At 76.7% G+C, this 25,864-nt stretch carries 27 protein-coding genes and 1 pseudogene; 21 read left to right on the top strand and 7 right to left on the bottom strand.

Features of this window, described 5'->3' with window-relative positions:
- The first annotated feature begins 155 nt into the window (after window positions 1-155).
- On the top strand, window positions 156-833 hold the full coding sequence (locus GCU56_RS01505; protein ID WP_239521575.1) for an aspartate/glutamate racemase family protein: 678 nt from the start codon (window positions 156-158) through the stop codon (window positions 831-833).
- Here the strand turns inward: GCU56_RS01505 and GCU56_RS01500 are convergent.
- Window positions 799-1,833, bottom strand: a complete 1,035-nt coding sequence (locus GCU56_RS01500) for a MerR family transcriptional regulator (RefSeq protein ID WP_204331307.1) — start codon at window positions 1,831-1,833, stop codon at window positions 799-801. The two genes, GCU56_RS01505 and GCU56_RS01500, sit on opposite strands and share 35 nt — an antisense overlap.
- 1 nt (window position 1,834) lies before the next feature.
- Window positions 1,835-2,521 carry a HEAT repeat domain-containing protein gene (locus GCU56_RS01495; protein WP_163479725.1) on the bottom strand — a complete coding sequence of 229 codons (687 nt, stop codon included), beginning with the start codon at window positions 2,519-2,521 and terminating at the stop codon, window positions 1,835-1,837.
- A 130-nt stretch (window positions 2,522-2,651) separates the two neighbouring features.
- On the opposite strand from GCU56_RS01495, the gene GCU56_RS01490 reads away from it, so the two are divergent.
- The gene (locus tag GCU56_RS01490; protein WP_163479724.1) at window positions 2,652-3,410 is read left to right on the top strand and encodes an esterase/lipase family protein; all 759 of its coding nucleotides are present in this window, start codon (window positions 2,652-2,654) and stop codon (window positions 3,408-3,410) included.
- 27 nt (window positions 3,411-3,437) lie between these two features.
- On the opposite strand, the gene GCU56_RS01485 is transcribed toward GCU56_RS01490, so the two are convergent.
- Window positions 3,438-4,481, bottom strand: coding sequence for a site-specific integrase (locus GCU56_RS01485; protein WP_163479723.1), 1,044 nt, complete (start codon window positions 4,479-4,481; stop codon window positions 3,438-3,440).
- Window positions 4,482-4,596: 115 nt separating this feature from the next.
- Between GCU56_RS01485 and GCU56_RS01480 the strand changes: the two genes are divergently transcribed.
- Complete coding sequence (locus GCU56_RS01480; protein WP_163479722.1) at window positions 4,597-5,751, top strand: hypothetical protein; 1,155 nt, start codon at window positions 4,597-4,599, stop codon at window positions 5,749-5,751.
- Window positions 5,752-5,828: 77 nt separating this feature from the next.
- Here GCU56_RS01480 and GCU56_RS01475 read toward each other — a convergent pair whose 3' ends face one another.
- Window positions 5,829-6,734 carry a DMT family transporter gene (locus tag GCU56_RS01475; protein ID WP_163479721.1) on the bottom strand — a complete coding sequence of 302 codons (906 nt, stop codon included), beginning with the start codon at window positions 6,732-6,734 and terminating at the stop codon, window positions 5,829-5,831.
- Between the two features lie 257 nt (window positions 6,735-6,991).
- On the opposite strand from GCU56_RS01475, the gene GCU56_RS01470 reads away from it, so the two are divergent.
- The 10 genes from GCU56_RS01470 (at window position 6,992) to GCU56_RS01425 (ending at window position 16,731) form a co-directional block, all read left to right on the top strand.
- Window positions 6,992-7,753: a methyltransferase domain-containing protein gene (locus tag GCU56_RS01470; protein ID WP_204331252.1), complete on the top strand. Its 762-nt coding sequence runs from the start codon at window positions 6,992-6,994 to the stop codon at window positions 7,751-7,753.
- Window positions 7,750-8,631, top strand: a complete 882-nt coding sequence (locus tag GCU56_RS01465) for a class I SAM-dependent methyltransferase (protein WP_163479720.1) — start codon at window positions 7,750-7,752, stop codon at window positions 8,629-8,631. The genes GCU56_RS01470 and GCU56_RS01465 overlap by 4 nt, the downstream gene beginning before the upstream one ends.
- 97 nt (window positions 8,632-8,728) lie before the next feature.
- The gene (locus GCU56_RS01460) at window positions 8,729-11,059 is read left to right on the top strand and encodes a CDP-alcohol phosphatidyltransferase family protein (protein WP_163479719.1); all 2,331 of its coding nucleotides are present in this window, start codon (window positions 8,729-8,731) and stop codon (window positions 11,057-11,059) included.
- A gap of 20 nt (window positions 11,060-11,079) precedes the next feature.
- On the top strand, window positions 11,080-12,093 hold the full coding sequence (locus GCU56_RS01455; RefSeq protein WP_163479718.1) for a zinc-dependent alcohol dehydrogenase: 1,014 nt from the start codon (window positions 11,080-11,082) through the stop codon (window positions 12,091-12,093).
- A gap of 4 nt (window positions 12,094-12,097) precedes the next feature.
- Window positions 12,098-12,496, top strand: a complete 399-nt coding sequence (locus GCU56_RS01450) for a 6-carboxytetrahydropterin synthase (RefSeq protein WP_163479717.1) — start codon at window positions 12,098-12,100, stop codon at window positions 12,494-12,496.
- Window positions 12,497-12,524: 28 nt separating this feature from the next.
- The gene (locus GCU56_RS01445) at window positions 12,525-13,619 is read left to right on the top strand and encodes a glycosyltransferase (protein ID WP_163479716.1); all 1,095 of its coding nucleotides are present in this window, start codon (window positions 12,525-12,527) and stop codon (window positions 13,617-13,619) included.
- 19 nt (window positions 13,620-13,638) lie between these two features.
- Complete coding sequence (locus GCU56_RS01440; RefSeq protein ID WP_204331251.1) at window positions 13,639-14,634, top strand: lysylphosphatidylglycerol synthase domain-containing protein; 996 nt, start codon at window positions 13,639-13,641, stop codon at window positions 14,632-14,634.
- Window positions 14,627-15,346, top strand: a complete 720-nt coding sequence (locus GCU56_RS01435; RefSeq protein ID WP_163479714.1) for a RibD family protein — start codon at window positions 14,627-14,629, stop codon at window positions 15,344-15,346. The genes GCU56_RS01440 and GCU56_RS01435 overlap by 8 nt, the downstream gene beginning before the upstream one ends.
- Complete coding sequence (locus GCU56_RS01430; protein WP_163479713.1) at window positions 15,343-15,999, top strand: GTP cyclohydrolase II; 657 nt, start codon at window positions 15,343-15,345, stop codon at window positions 15,997-15,999. The genes GCU56_RS01435 and GCU56_RS01430 overlap by 4 nt, the downstream gene beginning before the upstream one ends.
- 387 nt (window positions 16,000-16,386) lie before the next feature.
- Complete coding sequence (locus GCU56_RS01425; protein WP_163479712.1) at window positions 16,387-16,731, top strand: hypothetical protein; 345 nt, start codon at window positions 16,387-16,389, stop codon at window positions 16,729-16,731.
- Between the two features lie 81 nt (window positions 16,732-16,812).
- Here GCU56_RS01425 and GCU56_RS01420 read toward each other — a convergent pair whose 3' ends face one another.
- Window positions 16,813-17,631, bottom strand: a complete 819-nt coding sequence (locus tag GCU56_RS01420) for a DUF899 family protein (protein ID WP_163479711.1) — start codon at window positions 17,629-17,631, stop codon at window positions 16,813-16,815.
- A 146-nt stretch (window positions 17,632-17,777) separates the two neighbouring features.
- On the opposite strand from GCU56_RS01420, the gene GCU56_RS01415 reads away from it, so the two are divergent.
- Complete coding sequence (locus GCU56_RS01415; protein WP_163479710.1) at window positions 17,778-18,320, top strand: hypothetical protein; 543 nt, start codon at window positions 17,778-17,780, stop codon at window positions 18,318-18,320.
- 27 nt (window positions 18,321-18,347) lie between these two features.
- A pseudogene (locus GCU56_RS25450) lies at window positions 18,348-18,521 on the top strand (hypothetical protein); the annotation flags it as partial.
- 138 nt (window positions 18,522-18,659) lie between these two features.
- Here GCU56_RS25450 and GCU56_RS01410 read toward each other — a convergent pair.
- Both GCU56_RS01410 and GCU56_RS01405 read right to left on the bottom strand, forming a co-directional pair.
- Window positions 18,660-20,801, bottom strand: coding sequence for an SNF2-related protein (locus GCU56_RS01410; protein WP_163479709.1), 2,142 nt, complete (start codon window positions 20,799-20,801; stop codon window positions 18,660-18,662).
- 315 nt (window positions 20,802-21,116) lie between these two features.
- The gene (locus GCU56_RS01405) at window positions 21,117-21,896 is read right to left on the bottom strand and encodes an alpha/beta fold hydrolase (protein ID WP_163479708.1); all 780 of its coding nucleotides are present in this window, start codon (window positions 21,894-21,896) and stop codon (window positions 21,117-21,119) included.
- Window positions 21,897-22,049: 153 nt separating this feature from the next.
- Between GCU56_RS01405 and GCU56_RS01400 the strand changes: the two genes are divergently transcribed.
- The 6 genes from GCU56_RS01400 to GCU56_RS01375 all read left to right on the top strand — a co-directional run bounded on the left by GCU56_RS01400 (window position 22,050) and on the right by GCU56_RS01375 (window position 25,855).
- On the top strand, window positions 22,050-22,406 hold the full coding sequence (locus GCU56_RS01400; RefSeq protein ID WP_163479707.1) for a VOC family protein: 357 nt from the start codon (window positions 22,050-22,052) through the stop codon (window positions 22,404-22,406).
- A gap of 6 nt (window positions 22,407-22,412) precedes the next feature.
- A complete protein-coding gene (locus tag GCU56_RS01395; protein WP_163479706.1) occupies window positions 22,413-22,775 on the top strand; it encodes an ArsR/SmtB family transcription factor in 363 nt (120 codons plus the stop codon).
- Entirely contained in the window at window positions 22,772-23,311 is a 540-nt protein-coding gene (locus tag GCU56_RS01390; protein WP_163479705.1) for an SRPBCC domain-containing protein, read from the top strand. Before GCU56_RS01395 ends, GCU56_RS01390 begins: the two co-directional genes overlap by 4 nt.
- Entirely contained in the window at window positions 23,308-23,622 is a 315-nt protein-coding gene (locus GCU56_RS01385; protein WP_163479704.1) for a YciI family protein, read from the top strand. The genes GCU56_RS01390 and GCU56_RS01385 overlap by 4 nt, the downstream gene beginning before the upstream one ends.
- Window positions 23,623-23,670: 48 nt before the next feature.
- Window positions 23,671-25,086: a rifampin monooxygenase gene (gene rox / locus GCU56_RS01380; protein WP_345771571.1), complete on the top strand. Its 1,416-nt coding sequence runs from the start codon at window positions 23,671-23,673 to the stop codon at window positions 25,084-25,086.
- A 73-nt stretch (window positions 25,087-25,159) separates the two neighbouring features.
- Complete coding sequence (locus tag GCU56_RS01375) at window positions 25,160-25,855, top strand: NRDE family protein (protein ID WP_204331249.1); 696 nt, start codon at window positions 25,160-25,162, stop codon at window positions 25,853-25,855.
- Window positions 25,856-25,864: the final 9 nt, after the last annotated feature.

The raw sequence follows: 25,864 nt of genomic DNA, 5'->3' as shown, positions 1-25,864 counted from the left end.
GGGTCCCGAGGCCTGCCCACCGTCCCGAGGAGGAAGTCACCGTCATGTCGCCTGCGCCGTCGACCGCACCACCGCCGGACCCGGACGCCTTCCCACCGGGCTCGGACGGAGACACTCCGGCGGTACGGCAGCGGGTCGTCGGCATGCTCGGCGGGATGAGCTGGGAGTCCACCGCCGAGTACTACCGGCTGGCCAACGTGCTGGTCCGGGAGCGGCTCGGCGGACTGCACTCCGCCCGCCTGCTCCTCGCCTCCGTGGACTTCGCGGAGGTCGAACGCCTGCAGGTCGCCGGCGAGTGGGAGCGCGCCGGGCGGCTCCTGGCCGAGGAGGCGACCCGGCTGGAGGCGGCCGGCGCGGAGCTCCTGGTGCTCTGCACCAACACCATGCACCGCGTGGCCGACCAGGTGCAGGCAGCGGTGGCCATCCCGCTGCTGCACCTGGCCGACGCGACGGCCACCGCCGTGCGGTCGGCGGGACTGTCCACGATCGGGCTCCTGGGCACCGCCTTCACGATGGAGCAGGACTTCTACCGGGACCGGCTGGCCGGGCACGGTCTCCGGGTGCTGGTGCCCGGGGCGGCGGACCGCGCCGAGGTCCACCGGGTCATCTACGACGAACTGTGCCTCGGCGTGGTCCGGCCCGAGTCCCGCGACGCCTACCGGCGGGTCATCGAGCGGCTCGTCGACGCCGGGGCGCAGGGCGTGGTCCTCGGCTGCACCGAGATCGAGCTGCTCGTCGGCGCCGAGGACAGTCCCGTCCCGGTCTTCCCGACCACGCGGCTGCACGTCGAGGCAGCGGTCACCGCCGCCCTGGAGGGCGTGCCGGCCCGCTGACCCCGCCCGCGTGCCGTGCCGCGCGCGTCTCCCGGATGGCGGCCGCGGTCAGGGCGACCCGACGGTCGGGGTCTCCGGTGAGTGCCTGCAGTGCCCGGTCGGCGGCGGAGCCGGGGATCTCGGCGAGGGACTGCACCAGTCGCAGCCGGGCGTCGGACTCCGTCCCCCGGCGGCCGAGCTCGTCCGCGAGCAGGTCGGCGATCCGGTCGACGGTGCCGCGCTCGCGGGCCAGCCGGCCGAGCGTCTCGGCCGCCTCCACGTCGTGGACGCCGGCGACGACCAGGCCGACGAGCACGGGGACGGCGCGGGCGTCGCCGCGGGCTCCCAGCGCGAGCGCGGCTGGCCCGCGGACGGCGGGGTCGGGATGGTCCAGCGCGCCGGTGAGCAGCGTGGCGGCCTCGTCGCCGTCCAGCTCGGCGATCGCGGTCACGGCCCGCCGTCGCGTCTGCGCCTCCGGGGAGTCGAGCGCGGGACCCAGGACGTGCAGCGCCCCCTCGGCCGAGCGCTGCAGCGCCCAGCGGAGCGCCCCGGCCACGTGCGGATCGGCCTCCCCGAGCACCGTCTCGGCGAGCAGCCGACCGGGCGTGGTCGTGTCGTCGCCCGCGGCGAGCGCGCTCCGCTGACGTCTGGACGCGTCGTCGGACTCCAGACCGCGCATCAACGCGACGATGCGCAGCACCTCGGTCCACTCCGTGGGTCCGCCGTCGTGCACGTGGCGCAGCCGCCGGAGCAGTTCCTCGTCGCGGGCGATGCGTTCCTGCGTGCTGGCGATGAGGTCGCCCACGAGATCCGCCGGCGTGGCGTCCGGCTCGTCCAGGGCGCGCCGGAGATCGCGCAGCGACAACCCGAGCGACCTGAGGGCCTCCACGTGGAAGAGCCGCCGGATGTCGGCGGGCGAGTAGTCGCGGTAGCCGCCGTCGGTGCGACCGGTCGGTGAGACGAGCCCGACGGCGTCGTAGTGGCGCAACATCCGGGCGCTGATGCCCGCACGTCGCGACACCTCACCGATCAGCACGACCCGCGGGCAGGGTCGGGGCGCCCTGCAGGGCGAGCACGCGCCGCGCCTCGGCGATCGCCGCGTCGAAGCCCTCGTCCGGGTCGCGGACCAGGCGCTCGGTCGCGATCGCATGGGCCCGCACCGCGGCGTCGCCGTCCCGGGCGGCGTCGGTCAGCACCGGCCCCGCCGCGTCCCCGAGGGCGGCCAGGGCCCGGCTGAGGCTCAGCTGGACGTCGCGGCCACCCCGCCCGAGCTGGGTCGCGAGCGCCGCGGCGAGCTCGGCCTCGCTGCCGTCCGGGACGAGCACCACGGCGGCGCGCCACGCGCTGCGGGCGACCTCGTCGTCGGCGTCGTGCAGCAGGTCCCGCGTGACCGCCGTCCAGCCCCGGGGGTCGCCGACCTTCGAGAGGGTGTGCAGCGCCTGGCTCCGTGCCTGGCGCCCCGCCGCCCTCGTCTCCTCGAGCAGGCGCGGGACGGTGGCGGACGCGGGATGCCTGGTCAGCGACCAGGTGAGCACGTCGCGGACGTAGAAGTCCGGTTCGACCGCGCACCGCTCGACGAGGGCGTCGACCTGGCCGGGGTCGGGGTGGGTGCCGGCCGCGAGCACGGCCTGCAGCCGTGCCGACGGGACCGGCGAGCTCAACGCGCTGCGCAGCCGCGTGCGGACGTCCGCTCCGGTGGGTGTGGGCATGGGGACCTCCTCCACCTCCAGGGAACACGTTCACACGGTGTCAGGGTCAAGACAGATCCCGCCGGGCGCGGCGCGGTGCCCCGCGACGACCCCCCGCCGGGGGCGGTCCGGCGCCAGGGATGCTGTCCGGGTGCCTGCCACCCAGCGACGCCCCTCGCGGGCCGCGCTCCTCACCGAGCCGCCGCGGGCGGGACTGGACGTCGCGGCGCTCGCCGCTGCCTGGCCGGTGCTCGCGACGGCCCGCCGCGGGGACGGCCACCCGGTGCTGGTGCTGCCGGGTCTGCTGACCGGTGACCCCGCCACGCTGGTGCTCCGGACCGCGCTGCGCGCGCTCGGCCACGACGTCTCCGGGTGGGAGCTGGGCCTCAACCGGGGCCCGACGAGCCGCGTCGTCGACGCGCTGCGCGCCCACCTCGAGCGAATGCACCGGAGCACCGGACGGCGGGTCAGCCTCGTCGGCTGGAGCCTGGGCGGCCTCTACGCGCAGGAACTGGCCCGGGCCGCGCCGGGCAGCGTCCGCGCGCTCGTCACGCTGGGCACGCCGGTCGGGCGATGGGCGCCCTGGGTCCGCACCGCCTCGCGGATCGTCGACGGGGGCGGCCGCCTGCCCGGAACGGCGTCGCTGCCCCGGCCGTGGGCCGAGCGCGGTTCCCTGCGCGTGCCCGCGACGTCGGTCTACACGCGGGGCGACGGCATCGTGCACTGGTCCACGTGCCGGTACGAGCTCCGCGCACGGCGGGAGAACGTGGAGGTCCGCGGCAGTCACCTCGGCCTCGCCGTCAACCCGGCGGTGCTGTGGCTGCTCGCCGACCGGCTGGGGACGGCGGAAGGGAGCTGGGCCCCGTTCCGGCCCCCGCTCGCCCTCCGCCCGCTCTTCCCCCGCCGCTGACATCGGAGGATCCGCTCCGCGGCCGGCTCAGAGCCCGAGCCGGGCGGATGCCGGATCCGCCCAGCGGCTGCTGGCGTCGTAGCCCCGCATGGTGGTCACCGACGCCCACCGGCCCGTGCGGGCCAGCTCCCGCTCGCTGACACCGGCCCGGTAGCCCTCGGTCGCGAAGGACCGGCGCAGGCTGTGCGGGCTCAGCCCGTCCAATGGGACGCCGGCCCGTTCGGCGGCGCGACGCAGGATCAGCCGCACCGACGACCTCGCCATCCGGGTCCGGCCGATGGCCGGCCGGGCGCCCCGGCCGACGCTGCGGAACAGCGGCCCGCTGCCGCCGCGCAGGCCGGCCGCGTCGATCCAGGCCTGCAGGGCGCGCACCGGGCAGGTCGGCGCCCGCACCCCCGGCGCCAGGGCGAGCACCTCCCCGGCACCCTCCTGGTCGGTCTTCGACCAGCGGATGGTCACGTCGAGGCCGCCGTGGCCGGCCGCGACCAGGTCGGCCACGTCCAGCCCGCAGGCGTCCGAGGCCCGCAGCCCGAGGGCGAACGACACGAGGATGAGAGCCCGGTCGCGGTCGCCGGCCGCTCCGGCCGGGAGGTCCTCGACGAGCGCCCGGATGGTCTGGGTGTCGACCGCCCGGGCCTGCCGGGGACGACGGCCACTGCGGGCGGCCGTGCGCCGGATGCCCCGCAGGACCGCGCGGGTCCCGGGGTGCTCGGAGGGACTGGGGTGCCCGGCCTCCCGGTGGGCGTACGCGATGCCCGACAGCCGCCGGGCGACGGTGCGGGGGCTCGCCCCGGCGTCGCTCAGCGCCGCGAGGTAGGCGGCCACCGCGGCGTCGGCCGCGGGCAGCGGGGTGGCGCCGCGCTGCCGGGCCCAGGCCGACCAGGCGCGGAAGTCCGCCTCGTAGGCGCGCCTCGTGGACTCGGCCTTGGCCGCGCTGAGGTAGCGCCCCACCGACGCGACGTCCCCGGGGAGCACCAGGCCGCCGTCGGCGGCGACGGCCGCGGTCGTCACCAGGGTGCCGCCTCGGGGGGCGTCGGAGGTCGGCGCGGACGTCGACAGGGAGGACTCCATAACAGGTGATTATGGAGTGCTCGGCCGCCATTCCCGGCGCGTCACGGCGGAGTGCCGGTCGTCCGTTCGTCCGTCGCAATGGCATCAAATGACGGACGACCGCAGACTGGGCGCCATGACGGCGGCGACGGGCACGTGCACCTTCCCCGGCTGTGACCGGCCCGTGGCTCCGCCGCCGCCCACCGGCGGGCGGTCCGCCTACTGCTCGCAGCCCGACCACAACCGCTCGACCGCCTTCGCCGTCCGACGGGCGGGGGCGACCACCCCGGCGTCCGCCGCGACGGAGGACGCCGCTCCACCGCCGGGCCGGGAGGCCGCCGGCACGCTGACCGAGATCGCCGACCGGCTCCGCGCCACCCTGGCCGGTATCGAGAGCCAGGTGAGCCGGGCCCGCGAGGTGCTGACCAGCGCCGCCGACGCGGAGGTGCTCGAGGCGGAGCGGGCGGCGATCCGCACCGACGCACGCCGGGAGGTCGCCGAGGCCGTGCAGCGGGCATCGCACGCGGAACGACTGCGGGCGGTCGCCGAGCGGGCGACGCGGGCGGCTCTCGAGGTCGCGGCCCGGGCGGAGGCCGACGCCGCCGGCGCCCGGGACGCGGCAGCGGCGGCCCAGGACCAGGCCGCCACCGCCCGGGAGTCCGCCGAGGCCGCGCACGGGGCAGCCCGGCAGGCGCGCGCCGACGCGGAGCTGGCGGACACGGCCGCGCGCACGGCCGAGGCGGGGCGCCAGGACGCCGAGCGGCAGTGGGAGGCGGCCGTGCGCGACGCGGAGTCGGCCCGCGCGCAGGCCGCCCGCTCGGACGAGGCGCGGGACCGCGCCCTCGCCGACGCCGCGGCGGCCCGGGAGCGGGCGGAGTCCGCGGAGGCGGCGCGGGACCGGGCGCTGGAGGCCGAACGCGAGGCCCGGACCGAGACCGGACGCGCCCGGATCGACGCGGCGCGGGCGGTCAGCCGTGCCGAGCAGGCGGAGGCGGCCCTCCGGCTGGAGACCGCCGCCGCGGAGGGCCGCGTCGCGGCGGCGGTGGCCCGGGCGGATGCCGCCACCGAGCACGCGAGCGCGCAGGAGGCGCGCGCCGAGCGTGCCGAGCGCCGGGCCGAGGAGAGCCGGGCGGACCGGCTGCGGGCCGAGGAGGCGCGGGACCGGGCGGTGGCCGACGCGGCGGCGGCCCGGACCCGCCGGCTCCCGTCGCCCGGCGCGGTCCGCGCCGGGAGCGACGAGGAGGCGGCACCGGGCGACGACGCCGGGGCCCCGCCCGGCGCGGCCGGCTGAGCGGCTGCCAACCGGGATGACGTCCGGGAGCCCCGGGCGACGGCGCCGGCGGCCGCACGCGACGGCAGTGCCGCGGGTCAGGCCACCGGCGTCGGCGCCCGTTCGTGGGGGTGCGGCTGGCCCGATCGCGCGAGCACGACGACGCCGACGGCAGCGACCGCTGCGGCGGGCAGCCAGATGGCGGCGTGCCCGGGCTCCAGCCGTTCCCCGAGCAGGAACCGGGCCGCCGGCACCGCGGACAGCGGGTCGAGCAGGATCAGGGCGGGCAGGGACCAGGCGAGCGACCCGCGCGCGTACGCCTGCTGACCGGCCAGGATCGCGACCACCGCCACGATGACCGCCCCCCAGACCGCGACCCCGGCCAGGGCGTGCACCCAGCCCCCCTCGCGCAGGCTGCGGATGCCGACGGAGATGAGGACGGCGGCGATCCCCGCCGCGATACCGGCGGCGCTCCCGCACGCCAGCGCGCCGTGCCGCCCGCGCCCGAACAGGGTGGCGCCGGCGACCAGGGCGACGGAGACGCCGACCGCGACGAGCATCTCGACCAGGGACGGCGGGGGCTGTTCCGGAGCCGCGGCCGGTCGGGCCGCGACGAGGAACACCGCCAGCCCGACGGTGGTGAGCGCGGCGCCCACGAGCTCGAGTCGCAGGGGTGCCTGCCTGGTGCGGATGGCGCGCAGCCCCAGCCCCAGGACCAGGGTGACGGCGAGCGCCGGCTGGACGACCGCGACCGGCGCGACCGCGAGGGCGGCGACGTGCGTCGCGGTCCCGAGCATGGTGGCGGCCTGGCCCACCATCCACCGGCGCCGCCGCATCAGGCGGCGCAGGCTGAGTCCTCGCGTCGTCGTGCTGAGCTCGGCCGCCTCGTGCTGCAGCACCGCGCCCAGCGCGAACAGCGCGGCCGCGGCCGCCGCGAGCCCCAGCCCGGCCGCCGGGTTGCCGGTCTGGGCCGCGGCGAGCACCTGCATGCCCCAGGTTGGCACGCCCGGCGGTGCCCTGCACGGCACCGCCGGGCGAGCGACGCGTGCGCCCGCCGGGACGCAACCCGCCGCCGGATCGGTCTCCGGCTGAACCGCCGCGGCCGCCGATCCGTGTACCAGGGCACAGGCCATCACGGAGGCGCGATGCACCCCGATCCCGTCCGGCACGTCGGCGCGCGCGCCGCGGGCCGGCGCCGGGTGCCGCAGCGCCCGCGAGCCCGCCCGCGCCCGGTGCCGCGGGCGACCGGGGGGTCACGACGGTGAGACAGGACCAGCGCGCCCCGTTCCTCGCGGGGCTGCAGCGGGCGCGGGAGACCGCCTACCCCGCGGGCGAGTACGTGGGCCAGGAGAGCTTCCTGCGGGCCACCGAGATCCGTCGGCTGGCGGCCCGCGCGGGCATCGGTCCGGGCGTGTCGGTCCTCGACCTGTGCTGCGGCACGGCCGGTCCGGGCCGGCTGCTCGTGGCCGAGCTGGGCTGCCGGTACCTGGGCCTGGACAGCTCCGCGAGCGCGGTGGAGCTGGCCCGGCGCCTGGCCGGCGACCTGCCGTGCCGCTTCGAGCAGGCGGAGCTGCCGCCGGTGCCGGACGGCCGCTTCGACGTCGTCCTCCTCCTGGAGACGATGCTGGCCTTCCCCGACAAGCGGGCCCTCCTGGCCGACGTCGCCGGCGTCCTGGCACCCGGCGGCCGCTTCGCCCTCACCCTCGAGGAGGGCCGGCCGCTCACGCCGGGCGAGCGCAGGCAGATGCCCGATGCCGACACGGTGTGGCTGGTGGAGCTCGCGGAGCTCACCGAACTGCTCGGCGAGGCCGGGTTGACCGTCACGTGGTCGGAGGAGTGGAGCGCCGCCCACCACGCGACGGCGACGGCGCTGCTGCACCGCTACCGGGCCGACGCCAGGGGCATCGCCGGCCAGATCGGACCGCTGGCCCTGACCGAGCTGATCGCCGCCCACGAGCTGTGGGCCGACTGGCTGGGCAGCGGACGGGTGCGGAAGTTCGCGCTGGTGGCGGTGAAGCGGTGAGCTACCCCTACACCCGCTACCTGGCCGCGAAGAAGAGCGTCGACGACCGGGCCCTCAACCGCCAGGTGCTGGCCGACCTGCGCCGCCTGATGCCGCCGGGTGCCGGGCGGGTCCTGGAGATCGGCGCCGGGCTGGGCACGATGGTGGCCCGGCTGCTCGAGTGGCAGGTCGTCACCGCCGGCGAGTACATCCTGCTCGACGTCGACCGCCGGCTGCTGCACGACTCCCGCGCGTGGCTCTGCGAGTGGGCGGACGCCCGCGGCCTGCCGGCCCGGCCGCTGCCCGACGGCGTCCGCCTCGGCGAGCTGCGGGTGCGGCTGGTCGAGGCCGAGCTCGGGAGCTACCTGGAGTCCGGCTGCGGGGAACCGGCCGACCTGCTGGTCGCCAACGCCTTCCTGGACCTGGTGGACGTGCCGACCGTCCTGCCGGGACTGCTGCGGCTGCTGGTCCCGGGCGGCGTCTACTGGTTCACCGTCAACTTCGACGGCGAGAGCGTCTTCCAGCCCGACCACCCGCACGACGACGACGTCCTGGGCGCCTACCACCGCAGCATGGACGACCGCGTCCGCCACGGCCGGGCCGCCGGGGAGAGCCGGACGGGTCGCCACCTGTTCGGCCACCTGCGTGCCGCCGGCGTGCCCGCCCGGTCGGCGGGGTCCTCCGACTGGGTCGTCATGGCCGGGCCCGACGGCACCTACCCCGGCGACGAGGCGTACTTCCTGGAGACGATCCTCTCGACGGTCGAGGAGGCCCTGGCCGGCCCGGCGGCACCGGCCGGTCTCGCCGACTGGCTCGCCGTGCGCCGGGGGCAGCTCGCCGGCGGAGAACTGGTGTACCTCGCCCACCAGCTGGACGTCGCGGGCAGGTCACCCGGGTAGCCGGCCGGGGGGGGGCGGCTCGTTCCGGCCGATGTGAACCGCCGGTCCCGCCCATCCGTGATCCCGGACAGTGGCAGCGGATCGCTACGGAGGTGCCGTGCGCTCGGTTCGGCTGGACGTGGTCCTCGGCACCCTCGCCACGCCCGCCCTCCTCGGCGTCCTCGCCCTGACCACCGGGCTCGACGCCCTCGGGTGGGGCGTCGGACTGGCGTCGGGCTGGGCGGCCACCGCGCTGCTGGCCGCGGGGCGGTCCCGGACCGGCGAGCGGATCCTCCCGGCGGACCGGGTCACCCTGACGCGGGCGCTGCTGACCGCCGGGGTCGCGGCGCTCGTCGCCGACTCCCCGGACCGCCCGCCGGCGCTCCCCGCCGTGGTCGTCCTCGCCTCCGTCGCGCTCCTCCTCGACACCGTCGACGGGCAGGTGGCCCGCCGCACCGGGACGGCCACCCCGTTCGGGGCCCGCTTCGACGCGGAGGTCGACGCCTACCTCATCCTCGTCCTGAGCGTCGCGGTGGCCCGGGACTACGGCGGCTGGGTGCTGGCCATCGGCGCCGCCCGGTACGCCCTGCTGGTCGCGGGGTGGGCGGTGCCGTGGCTGGCCGCGCCGCTGCCGCCCCGCTACTGGGGCAAGGTGGTCGCCGCCGTCCAGGGCGTCGTCCTCACCGTCGCGGTCTCCGGCGTGCTCCCCCGCCTCGCCGGCCTGGTCGCCGTCGGCGCCGCGCTGCTGCTGCTGGCCGAGTCGTTCGGCCACAGCCTCGTCTGGCTGTACCGCACCGGCGCCGGTCCGCGCACCCGGAGGGCGCTGCGCGTCTCCACCGCGGTGGCCGCCGGGGCGGTCGTCTGGACCGTCCTCGTCCTCCCGCCCCGGCTCGACCAGCTCACCCCGGCCGCGTTCGCCCGCATCCCGTTGGAGGGGCTGGTCCTGGTCCTCGCCGGGCTGGCGCTGCCGCCCCGGCCCCGTCGGGTGCTGGCCGTCGCGGCGGGCGCCACCTTGAGCCTGCTCACCGTCGTCAAGCTCCTGGACGCCGGCTTCACCGCGCAGCTCGGACGGCCGTTCAACCCGGTGTTCGACTGGGGCTCCTTCGGCCCGGCGATCGACGTGGCGCGCGACTCGATCGGCGACGCCGCGACCGACGTCGTCCTCGTCCTGGCCGGGCTCGCCCTGGCGCTGTTGCTGGCCGTCGTCACCGCGTCGACCATCCGGCTCACCGGCGTCACCGCCCGGCACCGGCACCGCTCGGCGCGCGGGATCGCCGCCCTGGGCGTGGTGTGGGCCGTCTGTGCCGCGCTGTCGCTGCAGCTCGCCCCGGCCGGACCCGTCGCCTCGGCGGGCACCGCCGGACTGGTGCTCGCCCACGGGCGGGAGGTGCAGGCGACCCTCGCCGACCAGCAGCGCTTCGAGGAGGCCAGCCGCTCCCCCGACCCGCTGGCCGAGCAGCCGGACCCGCTGGCCGGTCTGCGTGGCAAGGACGTCCTCGTCGTCTTCGTCGAGAGCTACGGACAGGTCGCCGTCCAGGACCCCGACATCGCTCCGGGCGTCACCGCCGTGCTGCGCGAGGGCACCGCCCGGCTGGCCCGGGCCGGGCTGGGGGCGCGCAGCGCCTTCCTCGACTCCCCCACCTTCGGCGGCATGAGCTGGCTCGCCCACGCGACCCTGCAGTCGGGACTGTGGATCGACAACCAGCCCCGCTACGACCAGCTCATGGCCAGCGACCGGGTCACCCTCGCCCGCGCCTTCGGCGACGCGGGCTGGCGCACCGTCGGCGTCAACCCGGCCAACGACCGACCGTGGCCGGAGGGGACGTCGTTCTACCACTTCGACCAGCTCTACGACCGGTACGGCCTCGGCTACCAGGGACCGGCGTTCAGCTGGGCCGCGATGCCCGACCAGTTCACCCTGGCGGCCTTCCAGCGGCTGGAGCTCACCCCGGGGCACGCCCCCGTGATGGCCGAGATCGACCTCGTCTCCTCGCACCACCCGTGGACGCCGCTGCCGACCATGGTGCCCCCGGAGCAGCTCGGCGACGGCTCCGTGTTCGACCCCATGCCCGCGCAGGGCATGTCGCCGGACGAGGCCTTCCGCGACGCCGACACCGTCCGGCGGCTCTACGGGCAGTCCATCGAGTACTCCCTCGAGGCGCTGATCTCCTGGGTCGCCGACCTGCCGGACGACGACCTGGTCCTGGTCCTGCTCGGCGACCACCAGCCCACGGCGGTGGTCAGCGGTGCCGACGCCGCCCGGCACGTGCCGATCTCCGTCGTGGCCTCGGACCCCGACGTGCTCGACAGCATCGCGGCCTGGCAGTGGCAGGACGGACTGCTGCCGAGCCCGTCGGCACCCGTGTGGCCCATGGACGCCTTCCGGGGCCGGTTCCTGGACGCCTTCACCCCCACGCCCGCGGCGCAGGCTCTGCGGCCGCCCCGGTGAACGCCGTGCCCGAGGAGGACGTGCCCGCAGACGCCGGACCCGAGCAGGACGCCGGGCCCGGCCGGGCCCGTGCCTTCTGGCTGCGGGAGCCGGGCGCCGGGGAGATCCGGGCGGTCCGGCTCCCGGAGCCCGGCCCGGACGACGTCGTCGTCCGGGCGCTGCACTCGGGCATCAGCCGGGGCACCGAGGCCCTGGTCTTCCGCGGCGAGGTGCCGGAGAGCCAGCGCGCCGCCATGCGCGCGCCGTTCCAGGACGGGGACTTCCCGGGCCCGGTGAAGTACGGCTACCTCAGCGTCGGGGTCGTCGACCACGGGCCCGCCGGGCTCCTCGGGCGCACCGTCTTCTGCCTGCACCCGCACCAGAGCGCCTACGTCGTCCCCGCCGATGCCGTGGTGCCCGTCCCGGACGGCGTCCCGGCCCGGCGCGCCGTCCTCGCCGGCACGGTCGAGACCGCGGTCAACGCGCTGTGGGACGCCCCTCCGCTGCTCGGTGACCGGGTCACCGTCGTCGGCGCCGGGATGGTGGGGTGCTGCGTCGCGCGGCTGCTGGCGCGGTTCCCGTGCACCGACGTCGAACTGGTCGACGTCGACCGGAGCCGGGCGGAGGTGGCCGCCCGGCTCGGCGTGCCCTTCGTCGTGCCGGAGGACGCCGCCGGCGACCGCGACCTCGTGGTGCACGCCAGCGCGACCTCGGCCGGACTGCAGCTGGCGCTCGGCCTGCTGCGGGCCGAGGGCACCGCGCTCGAGCTGAGCTGGTACGGCGACCGGCAGGTGACGGTGTCGCTCGGCGGCGCCTTCCACTCCCGCCGGCTGGACCTGCGCGCCAGCCAGGTCGGCACGGTCGCGCCCGCGCGCCGCGGCTCCCGGACCCTCCGGAACCGGCTCGCGCTCGCCCTGGAGGTGCTGCGCGACCCGGCCTTCGACGCGCTGCTGACCGGGTCCTCGGCCTTCGACGACCTGCCCGACGTGATGGCCCGGCTCGCCGACGGCCGGCTGCCCGCCCTCTGCCACACGATCACCTACCGCGAGGAGTGACCCGGTGTTCAGCGTGACGGTCCGCGACCACATGATGATCGCCCACAGCTTCACCGGCGCCGTGTTCGGCCCGGCGCAGCGCCTGCACGGGGCGACCTACGTCGTCGACGTCACCTTCCGCCGCGCCGAGCTGGACGACGACGGGGTGGTCGTGGACATCGGCGCCGCCGCCGACCAACTGCACGAGGTGCTCGGCGAGCTGACCTACCGCAACCTCGACGAGGACCCCGACCTCGCCGGCACGAACACCACGACCGAGGTCCTGGCGCGCGTGGTCGCCGACCGGCTGGCGCTCCGGATCGGCGACGGCGCACTCGGCCCTGGCGGCAGGAGCCTGGAGGGCCTGGCGGTCACCCTCCACGAGTCGCACGTCGCCTGGGCGAGCTACGACCGTCGACTGTGAGCTCCGCCCGAGCGAACAGGGCAGGACCGTGAGCGGCGTCTGCGTCGTCGTCCCGGCCGGGATCGACGACCCCGCGCGGGTCAGCGGCGGCAACCGGTACGACCGCCAGGTCTGCGACGGCCTGCGCGACGCCGGGTGGACGGTGTCCGAGATCGCCGTCGGCGGCCCGTGGCCGTGCGGCGACGACCCCGCCCTGGCCTCCCTGGCCCGGTCGCTCGACGACCTGCCGGACGGCGCGCTCGTCGTCGTCGACGGGCTGATCGCGTCCGGGGCCGCAGGGGTGCTCGTGCCACGCTCGGCGCGGCTGCGGCTGGTCGTCCTCGTGCACATGGTCTTCGGTGGCCAGGTCGTCGACGGCGTCGCCGTTCCCGAGTGCGACGAGGCTGCGGTGCTCGGTGCCGCGCGGGCCGTCGTCACCACCAGCGCCTGGACCCGCCGCCGGCTGCTCGAGCGCTACCGCGTGCCGGCGGCCCGCCTGCACGTGGCCCGCCCCGGCACCGAGCCGGCACCGGTGAGCCCCGGCACGCCCGACGGCGGCCGGCTGCTGTGCGTGGGGACGCTGTCCCCGATCAAGGGCCAGGACCTGCTGGTGCAGGCGCTCGGGGAGCTGGTCGGCCTCCCCTGGCGCGCCACCCTGGTGGGTTCGCACGATCGGGACCCGCGGTTCGCCGGGGCGCTGACGCGCCAGGCCGCGGCCGCCGGGATCGCCGACCGCATCCGGCTGCCCGGCACCCGCGGCCGGGCGGCGCTGCAGGCCGAGTACGGCGACGCCGACCTGCTCGTCGTCCCCTCGCGGGCGGAGACCTACGGCATGGTCGTCCCGGAGGCGCTGGCCGCCGGCGTGCCCGTGGTCGCCACCGCGGTCGGGGGCATCCCGGAGGCCCTGGGCCGTACCGCCGACGGCCTGCCCGGGCTGCTCGTCCCCCCGGAGGACCCCGCCGCCCTGGCCGCCGTCCTCGCGCGCTGGCTCACCGACGGCGAGCTGCGCCGGCGGCTGCGGGACGCCGCGCTGCGCCGGCGGCCGACCCTGCCGGACTGGCGGCAGACCGCCGCGCGCATCCGGGACGTGCTGGCCGCGGTCCGGACTGAACCGGATCCGCCGGGGGTCCGTGTTGCCCTGTAGACGGACGGAGGCCGATGGCGTGAGACGACGCGCGTGGGCTGGGGCACGCCTCCTGGGCGGTGTCCTGATCCTCGCCGTCCTGGTCTGGCTGCTGGGCGCCGGCCCCTTCCTCGACGGCCTGCGCGGGCTGGGCCCCGGCACCCTGCTCGCCGCGATGGTCATCGGCGCCGTGATCACGGTCTGCTCGGCCTGGCGCTGGCGCGTCGTGGCCGCGGCGCTGGGCGTCGGCCTGCCCCTGCCCGGTGCGACCGCCGCCTACTACCGCTCCCAGTTCCTCAACAGCACGCTGCCCGGTGGCGTCGTGGGGGACGTCCACCGGGGACTGCGGCACGGCATGGACGCCGGCGACCTCGGCCGCGGCGTGCGCGCCGTCATCTGGGAGCGCGTCGCGGGCCAGGTGGTCCAGGCAGCGGTCGCGGTCGCGGTGCTGCTGACCCTCCCCTCCCCGGTGCGCGCGGCGCTGCCCCAGGTCGTCACCGTCAGCGTCGTGGCGCTGGGCGTCCTGCTGCTCTGCGGCCGCGGGATGGCCCGGCACGGTCCGGCCCGTGCGGCCCGGGCCCTGCGCGCCGCCGCGGCCGAGGCCCGGGGTGTGCTGCTGCACCCAGCCGCCGCGCGACCGGTCCTCGTCGCGTCCCTCCTCGTGGTCGGCGGGCACCTGGGGATGTTCTGGCTCGCCGCCCGCGCCGCCGGGGTGGACGCCCCGCCGCAGCAGTTGCTGCCACTCGCGCTGGTCGTCCTGCTGGCCGCCGCCATCCCGCTCAACGTCGCCGGGTGGGGACCCCGCGAGGGTGCGGCGGCGTGGGTCTTCGCGGGCACCGAGTGGGGGGCCGGCGCCGGGGCGGCCGTCGCCACCGCGTTCGGCGTGCTGACGCTGGCGGCGGTGCTCCCCGGGGCCGCCGTCCTCCTCGCCGGCCGACGGCACCGGGCGTCCCGCGCCATCCGGCCGGCCGGTCCCGGACGGGAACCGGCCGTCGTCCACAGCGGGACCGGGGAGGACGGTGCGGCGCATGGCTGACCGGCCCTACACCCTGCTCAGCTGCGGCATGTCGATCGACGGCTACCTGGACAGCGCGGACGCCGCGCGGCTGCTCCTGTCCAACGCCGACGACTTCGACCGGGTCGACGCCGAGCGGGCCCGCTGCGACGCCATCCTCGTGGGCGCCGGCACGATCCGGGCCGACGACCCGCGCCTGCTGGTCCGCTCGGCCGCCCGGCGGGCCGAACGGGTGTCGCGGGGGCTCCCCGCATCACCGGCCAAGGTCACCCTCACCCGCCAGGGCGACCTGGCCCCGACGGCCTCGTTCTTCACGACGGGCGACTCGGAGAAGCTGGTCTACTGCCCCGGCGCCGCCGCCGACGACGTCCGGGCCCGACTGGGTGCGGTGGCCACCGTCGTCGACACCGGCCCGGGGAGCGAGGTCGACGTGGCCGGGGTGCTGGAGCACCTCTCGGCCCAGGGGGTGGACCGCGTCATGGTCGAGGGCGGCGGGACCGTCCTCACCCAGTTCCTCACCGCGGACATCGTGGACGAACTGCAGCTCGTGGTGGCGCCGCTGTTCGTCGGCGACTCCCGCGCGCCCCGGCTGGTCGGCAACGGGCGCTTCCCCTGGAACGCCCACCGCCGGGCGCGACTGGCCGGGGTCAGGGAGATCGGTGACGTGGTGCTGCTCCGCTACGCGCTGTCCGAGCGGTTCTGCGCCGAGCACACCCCGGGTGCGGGCTCATGATCCCCGCCCTCCCCGAGGCGGTCATCCGCACCCAGGTGCCGGTCCCGCTGCGCTTCCCGGACGGCTACGCCACCACGGTCCTCGTCACCACCTTCCGCGGCCTGGTTGACGGCCGGGAGCACCTGGCGCTCGCGTGTGGCAGCCCGACGGCGCTGCCGCTGGTCCGCCCGCACAGCGAGTGCCTGACCGGGGACGTCTTCGGCAGCCAGCGCTGTGACTGCGGCCCGCAGCTGCGGGAGGCGGTCGAGCGGATCACCCTGGCCGGTGGCTACCTGCTCTACCTCCGCCAGGAGGGACGTGGGATCGGGCTGTACGACAAGCTGGACGCCTACGCGCTGCAGGACACCGGCCTCGACACCTACGAGGCGAACGTCGCCCTCGGCCACGCCCCCGACGAACGCGACTACACGGTCGCCGCCCAGATGCTGCGGGCGCTCGGCGTGTCCACCCTCGCGCTGCTCAGCAACAACCCGGACAAGGCAGCCCAGCTCGAGCAGCTGGGCGTGACCGTGGCGGCGCGGGTGCCCACGGCCGTGCACCTCTCCGACGCGAACGCGAGCTACCTCTCCACCAAGGCCCGCAACGGTCACCACGGCCTGGCCTCGAACCACCGGTCCGGCGGGGTCTCCCCCTCCCGGGCCGAGGCCGGCTGAACCGGGGCCGGCCGGCGCGGCGCGCTCGTCCCGCTCCCTCCTCCCGCGGGGGCCCGGTCGCCGCTCGGCCCCCGGTGGCGCCCCGGGCGGCACCGGCGGGAGGATCGCCGGGATGGACGCGGGCCGGCGACTCGCCACCTGCGGCAGCCTGGCGCCCGGCCGTCCCAACCACCACCTCGCCGGGCTCCGGGGATCCGGTCAGCGACCGCCGGGACCCCGCCCGCTCCCCGATCCCGCCCGGTGACACCGGGGGGACGGGACGACGCGGGACGAGCCGATGGCCGCGGAGCGGGCTCCTGCGACCGGTCGTCGGCCGTACCGTGGTCGCGTCGCCGCGACCGGCCACGACCGGTGCCTCGTGCGCGACACCGGCGGAGAGGGAGACCGATGGCGACCGACCGGCCCGACCCGGGCGAGTTCCTCGAGATGGCGCAGCGGATGCTGCGCGAGGTGTTCGGCGGTCCGCGCAGCGACGACGACCCGTGGGCGCAGGCGACGCGCCGTCCGCGCGGGCACGCCGGTGCGCTGCGGGACGACGGCGAGCCCAGCCCCGAGCGGCAGCGCGAGAACCTCACGTTCGCCCTCGCCACGCGCGCCGTCGAGGCGCTCGAGGACCTGGCGCTCAACGTCGCGGCGATCCGTCAGCGCCTCGAGCGCCGGGACGCCCCGGCCCCGGAACGGCCCGAGAGCGAGACGCGTGGCCCGGACGGGGCGGACGCCACCGGACCGTGACGCGGAGCGGACGACCCTGACCACGGGCGCCGCCGGCATCGGCGGCCGGACCCCGCGGCTGCGACTGCGGGCGGCGGCGCCTCAGTGGTGGTGGTGGCCGTGCCGGCCGAGGGTCTCCACGGGGGTCGCGCCGGGGCGGGTCCACTGCGGCGCGGGCCGGCTGGTCGGGCCCCAGGTGGCGTTCCCGTCGGCGTCCGAGCGCCAGTACCAGCAGATCGGCGCGCCGTGCCCGCCGACCGGCGCGCCGACGTCGGGGGCCTCGGGCCAGCCCTCGGGGACCTCCTCCCACCCCTCGCGGCGACCGTAGGGCGTCATGTCCAGCAGGCCCAGCGAACCGTCGGCGGGCTCGTTGCCCCGGCCGGTCGTCGCGTAGGTGAGGAACACGCGGTCGCCGTCGCGCAGGTAGCAGACGATGTGCCCCTCCTCCGTGGCGATCGACGCCTCCACGCCCCGCACCGAGTACCAGGGCTGGGTGTACCCCATGAACTCGCGGTAGGGAGCCACCTCCTCCCACGGGCCCGAGGTCAGGACGGCGAAGGAGACGCCCCGGGCGTTGAGGTAGACGGCGTCCCGCATGTGCCAGACGTTGAAGGTGCAGCCCTCGCACTGCCCCTGGTGCGGGGCGCCGTCGTACCACATGGAGTGGTAGACCACGAGCTCGTCCCGGCCCTGGAACACGTTCCGGAAGGGGACCGGGCCGTCGGGTCCGACGACCTCGGCCGTCCCGTCGACCTCCACCATCGGCAGCCGACGGCGGGCCGCGGCGATCGCGTCGCCCTCGCGGGTGTGTGCCTTCTCGCGGACGAGGAGCTCGTCGCGGGCGGCCTGCCAGGCGGTGCGGTCGACGACGGGTGGCCGGCCGGGGAGCGCGGTGGTCGGGACGTCCGGCGTGGTCGTCATGGTGTCCTCCGTGGGTTCTCGGGGCCGGGCGGCGGACGACGTCCTCCGGCACCGGGACAGACCCGCGACCCGGCCGGAACTCATCGCGGCCGGGGGTCCCCGCTCCGGACGCCCCGCCGCTCACCGCCCTCCGGAGGCGCCGCCGGGTGGACACTCGGGCGGTCGTCCAGCCGCCGTCGGAGGTCGTCGTGTCGCCCACGTCGCCCCGCAGGGGAACCCCCTGCCGAGCCTCCCTGGCGGGCGCGGTCGCCGTCGTCCTGCTCACCGCCTGCGGCGACGGCGGGGACCCGGACACGCCGTCGTCCGCGGCCGGCGACGCCCCGGAGACCGGGACCACCGAGACGGCCGCGCCGTCGGGTGGAGCCGACTTCTGCGCCCGGGCGGCGGAGCTCGACACGCGGATCGACGCTGCGCTGTCCGACGCCGATGCCGAGGGCGACGACCCGTCGGTGCCGGACGCCTTCCGGCAGATCGCCGAGGAGCTGCGCGCCATCGACCCGCCCGGCACGATCAGGTCCGACTGGGAGGCGCTGGCGAGCGGCCTGGACCGGATGGCCGACGCGTTCGCCGACTTCGACATCACCGACTCGGAGTCGTTCCAGGCCCTGGACGACGCCGAGGGCGACCTGTCGACGGCGGGCAGCAACGTCGAGACCTACCTCCGCGACGAGTGCGGCATCGAGCCCTGAGGCCCCGGCCGAGCCGGCCGGACCGCGGTGGCGCGGGACCCGCGACGCCACCGCGGCGGGTGTCGTGGACACCGACGTGTCCGTGCACACCACGTCCGAGGGCGTGCTGGGCGAGATCCACTGGGCGGAGCGGGCGGGGTGCCGATCCCGCCCCGGCACCGGGTGGCGCCGGACGTCCTCAGCGCGGTCAGCGCGCTGGGCGCGCCGTTCGTCGCGCGGGGCCTGGTCGTGCGGAACGGCTGGACGGCGCTGTCCGGACGCGGTCCAGATGGCCGGCACGACCTGGTCCATCGACCGGCCATCGCGGCGGCCGGTGCCCTGGCGCCGGCCGCCCGCCGGTCAGGCCGCGCCGGACTCCGGCCTGGCCGACAGCGCGTCGGTCAGCAGCGTGACCAGCGCCTCCAGCTGCACGTCGGCGGACGCCGCGACCTCCTCGTCCGACCCGTCCAGCGCCCGGGCGGCGAGCCCCGCCTTGCTGTCGATCAGCTCGGCGATCCGGGCGTCCACGGTCTGCGCGGCGATGATCCGCCAGGCGGTGACCGGTTCGGTCTGGCCGATGCGGTGGCTGCGGTCGATGGCCTGGGTCTGCTCGGCGTCGGTCCAGGACAGCTCGGCGAGGACGATGTTCGAGGCCACCTGCAGGTTGATGCCGACACCGGCCGCGGTCAGCGAGCACACCGCGATCGCGACGCCCGGATCGTTGACGAAGGCGTCGATGTTCTTCTGCCGCACCCCGGCGGTCTGGTCCCCGCGGATCGAGGAGAACCGGACGCCCTGCGCGGCGAAGGCCTCCTCGGCGGCGTCCATCACGTCCACGTGCTTGGCGAAGAAGACGACCTTGCCCGCGCTCCGGGCCAGCTGCGCCGCGTAGTCGGCGGCCAGGCCGGCCTTCGCGCGGCCGATGCGCCGCATCATGCTGAACACGTTCTCGCCGGCCTCGCCGGTGCTCGCGTCCTTGAGCTCGGACCGGGCCACCCGACGCACCAGTTCGAGGTCGACGCCCTCCACGGCGGCGCCCGACGAGCGGTTGGCCAGCGCGGTGTCGTACCGGACCACCATCCGGCGGGCGAGCTCCTGCTCCGCTGCCCGGATCGACCGGCCGGCCGCGCCGTCGAGCTCGACGGGCAGGTCGGCGATGCGGCGGGCGGGGATGTCGGCCGCGACGTCGACCTTGCGGCGCCGGACGATGCCCATGTCCACCACGCACCGGCGGGCGGCGGCGTAGAAGCCGGGGTCGGCCGGCGTCAGGCCGGTTGCCTCGAGGGCGTCCATCAGCTCGCCCAGCGGCTTGCCGTCGTCGATCCAGCCCAGGAACTGCCAGATGGCGCGGAAGTCGTCGATGTCGTTGATGAGCGGAGTGCCGGTCAGGGCCATCAGCAGCGGCCGGGGCACCCGGGACCGGATGCGGTCGGACAGCTGCAGGACGTGCTGGGAGCGCTGCGAGGTCTTGTTCTTGATGAAGTGCGCCTCGTCGACGACCATCCCGCGGAAACCGAAGTCGCCCAGCCAGCCCACGTGGCGGTCGAGCACCTCGTAGTTGAGGACGACGATGTCGGCGAAGCCGTCGACGGTGTCCCCGTTGCCCTGCACGACGGTGACCCCGCGGTGCGGCGTCCACCGGCCCGCCTCGCGCGCCCAGTTGGTCTTGACCACGTTGGGCACGACGACCAGCAGCGGATAGGCGTCCGCCGCCTCCGCGGCGAGCAGGGCCTGGGCGGTCTTGCCGAGGCCGGGTTCGTCGGCGAGCAGGAAGGTCCGGTGCCCGGCGGCGGCCGCGGCGACGAGCTGACCCTGGTGCGCCATCAGCTCCGCACCCGCCGGCGTGTACCGCGCGGTCGGGAACGGCAGCGCCATGCACGCCGAGTCCCCGCCACCGGCGCGCTCGAACGAGCTGAACAGCGGGCCGAGCAGTTCCCAGCTGGCGAGCCGGCGGGCACGGGGCGGGCGCTGGGGGGCGGCGGAGAAGTCAGGAGCGAGGAAGGGGTTGGCCAGCTGCCTTGAGACCACCGACTGGGGCACCACGCGGCGCTCGGGGGTCACCGGCGCGGCCGCGGGCTCCGGCGCCGGGACGTCCTCCGGGGCCGGCTCGACGCCGACGGACGCCAGCATGTCCCGCTTGAGCGCCCGGGCCGCGTCGGAGGCGACGGCGTCCTCGGCGAGCAGCGCCAGCAGTCCGGCGTCGCGCACCGCGGTCGTCGCGAGGATGGTCGCGATGCCGTCCAGGCGCTTGAGCTGCTCGGCCCGGCGACTGTCGCTGCCCGTCTCGGCCTGGACGCGGGCGCGTTCGTCGCGCAGCAGCAGGGCGACGGCCTGGAACTGGGTGCGCACCGAGGACGTCACGCGGCCACGCTGGGCGGCGGCCTCGACCTCGCGGACGGCTCGGGCGAGCACCGAGACGAGGTCGCCGCGGGAGCGGACCCGTCGCTGGTTCCGCGGGGAGCTCCGGCGAGCGCCCGCCTGGCGCTGGCCTGATCGAGCCACGTACTCCTCCTCTGCTGTGCCGGCCGGCCACGGTGGCCGCGGCAGCATGCCGCACGGTGCCGCGGACGGGACGCAGAACGCCCCGGCGCGGGAGTGCCCGATCCCGCCGGACGGCGACCGCCCGGCGGATCCCCTGGGATCGACACCGCGGGCGTCCGCGGGCTCCCGCGGGAGACCCGGAGCCGCCGGGGGTGGCTGGTGATCGCGGACCAGGGGCGCCGACGTCGGACGACCGGCTCCGGTCTGGTCGTCAGCACTCTCTCACGTCAACGCCTGCGTCGGCGCGCCATTCCCCGGCCCGGCGACGCACCCGGGTCAGCCGGAGCGCCCGACGCGGGCGAGCCACTCGGTGAGGAGGGCGCGCAGCAGGTCCGGCTGCTCGTGCGGCAGGGCGTGTCCCGCGTCGTCGACCACCGCCAGCGACGCGCGCGGGTGGCGGTCGAGGAGGTCGACGGCGGCGGCGTACCCGACCGTCGAGTCCAGCCGGCCCGCCACGACGACTGTCGGGCCCGCGTACGCCGGCGCGGAGTCGGGGGTGAGTGCCCACCGTTCGCCGATCCGCTCGAGCGCCGCCTGGTCGACGAGCGCGGCGGCCGGTGCGACGAGGCGCTCGTACCGTTCGAGCATCTCCGGGGTCTGGACCACGAAGTAGCTCCGGAAGACGTCGTCCCCGATCCCACCCGGCCCGGCGACGACGCGGTGCTCCGGCACGTCCCGCACTCCCGGCAGCAACGGACAGACCAGCGCCAGGCCGGCCACCCGGCTCGGGCAGCGGGCGGCCATCGCCTGCGCGAAGTAGGCGCCCGCCGAGTGCCCCACGAGCAGGTACGCCGCCCCACCGGTGACCTCGTCGGCGAAGGCGAGCAGCACGTCGAGGACGTCGTCGGCGCTGCGCATCGTGTCGGGAGCGGCCGTCGCGCCCATGCCCGGCAGGTCGGGATAGACCCGCCGCAGCCCGTCCACGTCCTGGAGGGCCGGCTCGAAGCAGGCCTCGGCCTCGCGGTGGTCGACCCCCGCGCCGTGCAGCACCAGCACGGGCCGGCCGTCGCCGTGCGCCACGGCGTGCACTCCCACCCGGCCCGCTCCGCTTCCCATCCCGTCAGCCAACCGCGGCGCGGGCGCCGCGACAACGCCCCTCGACCGGCCGCTGCACGTCCCCGGCCACAGGCCGGCCCGGCACTGTTGCCCTGAGCGTCAGTATACGCTAACGTTCGCGAGCACTGACAGGGCGAGGAGAGGACGGCGATCATGGCTGCACCGGTGGCGTTCTTCGAGGTCACCAGCCAGGACTCCGAACGGGCGCAGGGCTTCTACGGCGCGATGTTCGGCTGGCAGGTCTCGGGCACCGAGGAGTTCGGCGGCTACGGCCTGGTCGACACCGGCGCCGGCGAGGAGGCGATCGGCGGCGGCATCGGGCCCGTCGAGCAGGGCGACTCCCCCGGTGTCCGGATCTACGTCCGGGTCGACGACCTCGAGGCGGCGCTCCAGCGGGCCGAGGACCTCGGCGGCGCCCGCCTGGTCCCGCCCACCGACCTGCCCAGCGGCTACGGGCGGTTCGCGATGTTCGCCGACCCCGACGGCAACGCCGTCGGGCTCTGGGGCTGACCGGCGATGTCCCCGGCAGCCGTCCCGGCCGCCGAGCCGCTGGACGAGGCGATGCGGGCGCTGGCCGAGCCGCGCCGGCGGGCGATCCTGCGCCTCGTCGCGCACGACGAACTGGCCGCCGGTGAGATCGCCGCGGCCTTCGAGGTGACCCGCACCGCGGTCAGCCAGCACCTGACCGTGCTCAGGAACGCGGGCCTGCTCTCCGAGCGGCGCGAGGGGACCCGCCGGCTGTACCGCGCCCGGCCCGAGGGCCTCAGCGGGCTGCGCGAGTTCCTGGACGAGATGTGGTCGTCGGCGTTGGATGGCGCCCGGCGCCTGGTGGAGGCCGACCGCGCCGACCGTGACCGCGCCGAGGGAGGCCGACCATGACGTCGACGAGCGAGCCGGCCGGCGCGACGGTGCTGCCGCTGCGCCGTCCGCCGATCCGCCAGTCCACCGTCGTGGGCAGCGACCGGGCGCACACGTTCGAGGTCTTCGTGGCCACGATCGGCGCGTGGTGGCCGGTGGAGCCGTTCTCCGCCGGCGGCGATCGGGTCCGCGAGGTGACCTTCGAGCAGCGCCTCGACGGCCGGGTCTACGAGACGTGGGCGGACGGCACCACGGTCGACTGGGGCACCGTCCTGGCCTGGGAGCCGCCGGCCCGCTTCGCGATGAGCTGGCTGGTCACCGGGGCCGCCACCGAGGTGGAGCTGACGTTCACCGCGCTGGGCGCCGCCCGCACGCTCGTGGCCGTCGAGCACCGCGGCTGGGAGGCGCTCTCCGACGCCGAGCTGTCCGCCGACTGCGCGCTCCCCGGCGGCTACACCGGCGGCGCCTTCACCCAGGGCTGGGCGACGATCCTGGGCTCGTTCGCGGCCTCGTTCGGGTCGCCCCCCACCCCCTCCCCCGGACAGGAGTCCCGATGAGCGGCAAGCAGCACTACCTCTACCGGCTCCTGCCCCCGCGCCCGGAGTTCCCCTCCGACATGACCCCGGAGGAGGCCGCGGTCATGCAGGAGCACGGGGACTACTGGGACGGGCTGCTCGACCGTGGTGTGGCCGTGGTCTTCGGGCCGGTCGCCGAGCCGACCGGGACCTGGGGCCTGGGCGTCCTGGAGGTCGACCACGCGGACGAGGTGGACCGCATCCGGGCCGGTGACCCCGCCGTCCGCTCCGGGGTGGCGACTGCGGAGGTGCACCCGATGATCTCCGCGTACCTGCGGCCCTCGATCCGATGACCCTCGTGCACGCCGGGGACCCCCCTGCCTGAGGAGCCCGTCATCGACGTGGTGATCGCCGGCGGTGGACCGACCGGCTGCATGCTGGCCGGCGAGCTGCGGCTGCACGGCGTGCGCACGCTGGTGGTGGAGAGGGACGCGGAGCCGACCAGGGACGTCCGCGCGCTGGGCCTCCACGTGCGCAGCATCGAGATCATGGACCAGCGCGGCCTGCTGGACCGGTTCCTCGCGCTCGGCCGGCGGTACCCGCTCGGTGGGTTCGCCGGCATCTCCAAGCCCCCGCCCGACCCGCTGGACACCGCGCACCCCTACGTCCTCGGCATCCCGCAGACGGCGACCGACCGCCTGCTGGCCGAGCGCGCCACCGAGCTGGGCGCGGAGATCCGGCGCGGCTGCGCACTGGTCGGGCTCGACCAGGACGACTCCGGGGTGACCGCCGAGCTGGCCGACGGCACGCAGCTGCGCTCGCGCTACCTCGTCGGCTGCGACGGCGGCCGCAGCGCGGTGCGCAGGCTGCTCGGCGTCGGCTTTCCCGGCGAGCCCGCCAGGCGCGAGTGGCTGACGGGCGAGATGGAGCTCACCGCGCCGCCGGACGAGGTGGCTGCCGTCGTGACGGCGGTCCGGGAGACCCAGAAGGGGTTCGGGGTCGGGCCCTCCGGAGCGGGGCTGTACCGCGTCGTCGTGCCCGCCGAGGGGGTGACCGAGGACCGCTCGATCGCCCCGACCCTCGAGGAGGTCAGGCAGCGACTGCGGATCGTCGCGGGCACCGACTTCGGCGTGCACACGCCGCGCTGGCTCTCCCGCTTCGGCGACGCCACGCGGCTGGCCGAGCGGTACCGGACCGGCCGGGTGCTGCTGGCCGGTGATGCCGCACACGTCCACCCGCCGACCGGCGGGCAGGGCCTCAACCTCGGCATCCAGGACGTGGTCAACCTCGGCTGGAAGCTCGCCGCCGAGGTCGACGGCTGGGCACCGGACGGGCTGCTGGACAGCTACCACACCGAGCGGCACCCGGTCGCCGCCGACGTGCTGGACACCACCCGCGCCCAGGCCGAGCTGCTGTCCACCGAGCCCGGACCCCAGGCGGTGCGCCGGCTGGTGGCGGAGCTGATGGACCTGGAGGAGGTGAACCGGTACCTGGTCGAGAAGGTCACCGCGATCGGCGTCCGCTACGACGTCGGCGCGGGCCACGACCTGCTCGGCCGCCGGCTGCGGGACGTCCGGTTGACCAGAGGGCGCCTCTACGAGCTGATGCACCGCGGGCGGGGGCTCCTGCTCGACCGGACCGGCCGGCTCTCGGTCGCCGGGTGGGCCGACCGGGTGGACCACGTCGTCGACGTCAGCGGCGAACTCGACGTCCCGGCGGTGCTGCTGCGGCCCGACGGCCACGTGGTGTGGGTCGGCGACGACCAGGCCGCCCTGCGCGACCGGCTGCCCGCGTGGTTCGGCGCGCCCGTCGGCTGACCTCGGGGTCCGGTCGCCGGCCCGTCCCGGGGTGCACGGTGGCCTCGACCGGCCGGGCAGCAGGATGGGCCGCATGTGCACGGTGGTGGTGCGGCGGTCCGCCGACCGGCCGGTGGAGGTCCTCGCCGTCCGCGACGAGATGACCGGGCGCGAGTTCGACGTCCCCGGCCGGTGGTGGCCGCAGCACCCCGACGTCGTCGGCGGGCGCGACCGCGTCGCCGGGGGCACCTGGTGCGCGACCCGGATCGGCACCGGCGCGACCGCCCTCGTGCTCAACCGGTACCACGAGAGACCGGCCGCTCCCGGGGCGCCGAGCCGCGGCGTGCTGCCGCTGCTGGCCGCCGTCCACGGGACCGGCTGGACCGCGCACGTCCGGCTGCCCGGGATGGCCGGCTTCCTGCTCGTGCTCGCGACGGCGGACCGGCTGACCAGCTGGGTGTTCGACGGGGAGGCGCTCACCGCGACCGAGCACCCCGAGGGCACGCACGTGCTGACCTCCGGCGGACCCGAGGACCGCAAGGCCGACCGCTGGCGGGCGGCGTTCACGGCGGCGGCCTTCCCCGACGGCTGGCGCGGCCTCGTGCAGGGCCGGCCCCCTGCCGACGACCCCTCGGCACTGGTGGTCCGGCACGAGCGGGACGGCCGGGTGTACGGCACGGTGTTCGCCGAGACCATCGACGCCCGGCCCGGACGGCTGCGGCTCTCCTACAGCCGCCGCCCGTGGAGCGCCGATCCCTGGGACACCGCCACGTTCGAGCCCGGAGCGTGACGGCCGGGG

The sequence above is a fragment of the Geodermatophilus sabuli genome (genome assembly GCF_010686765.1).
GTDB classification, from domain to species: domain Bacteria; phylum Actinomycetota; class Actinomycetes; order Mycobacteriales; family Geodermatophilaceae; genus Geodermatophilus; species Geodermatophilus sabuli_A.
The sequence above is the reverse complement of the archived record's forward strand: the minus strand, read 5'-3'. Positions and strand labels throughout refer to the sequence as shown.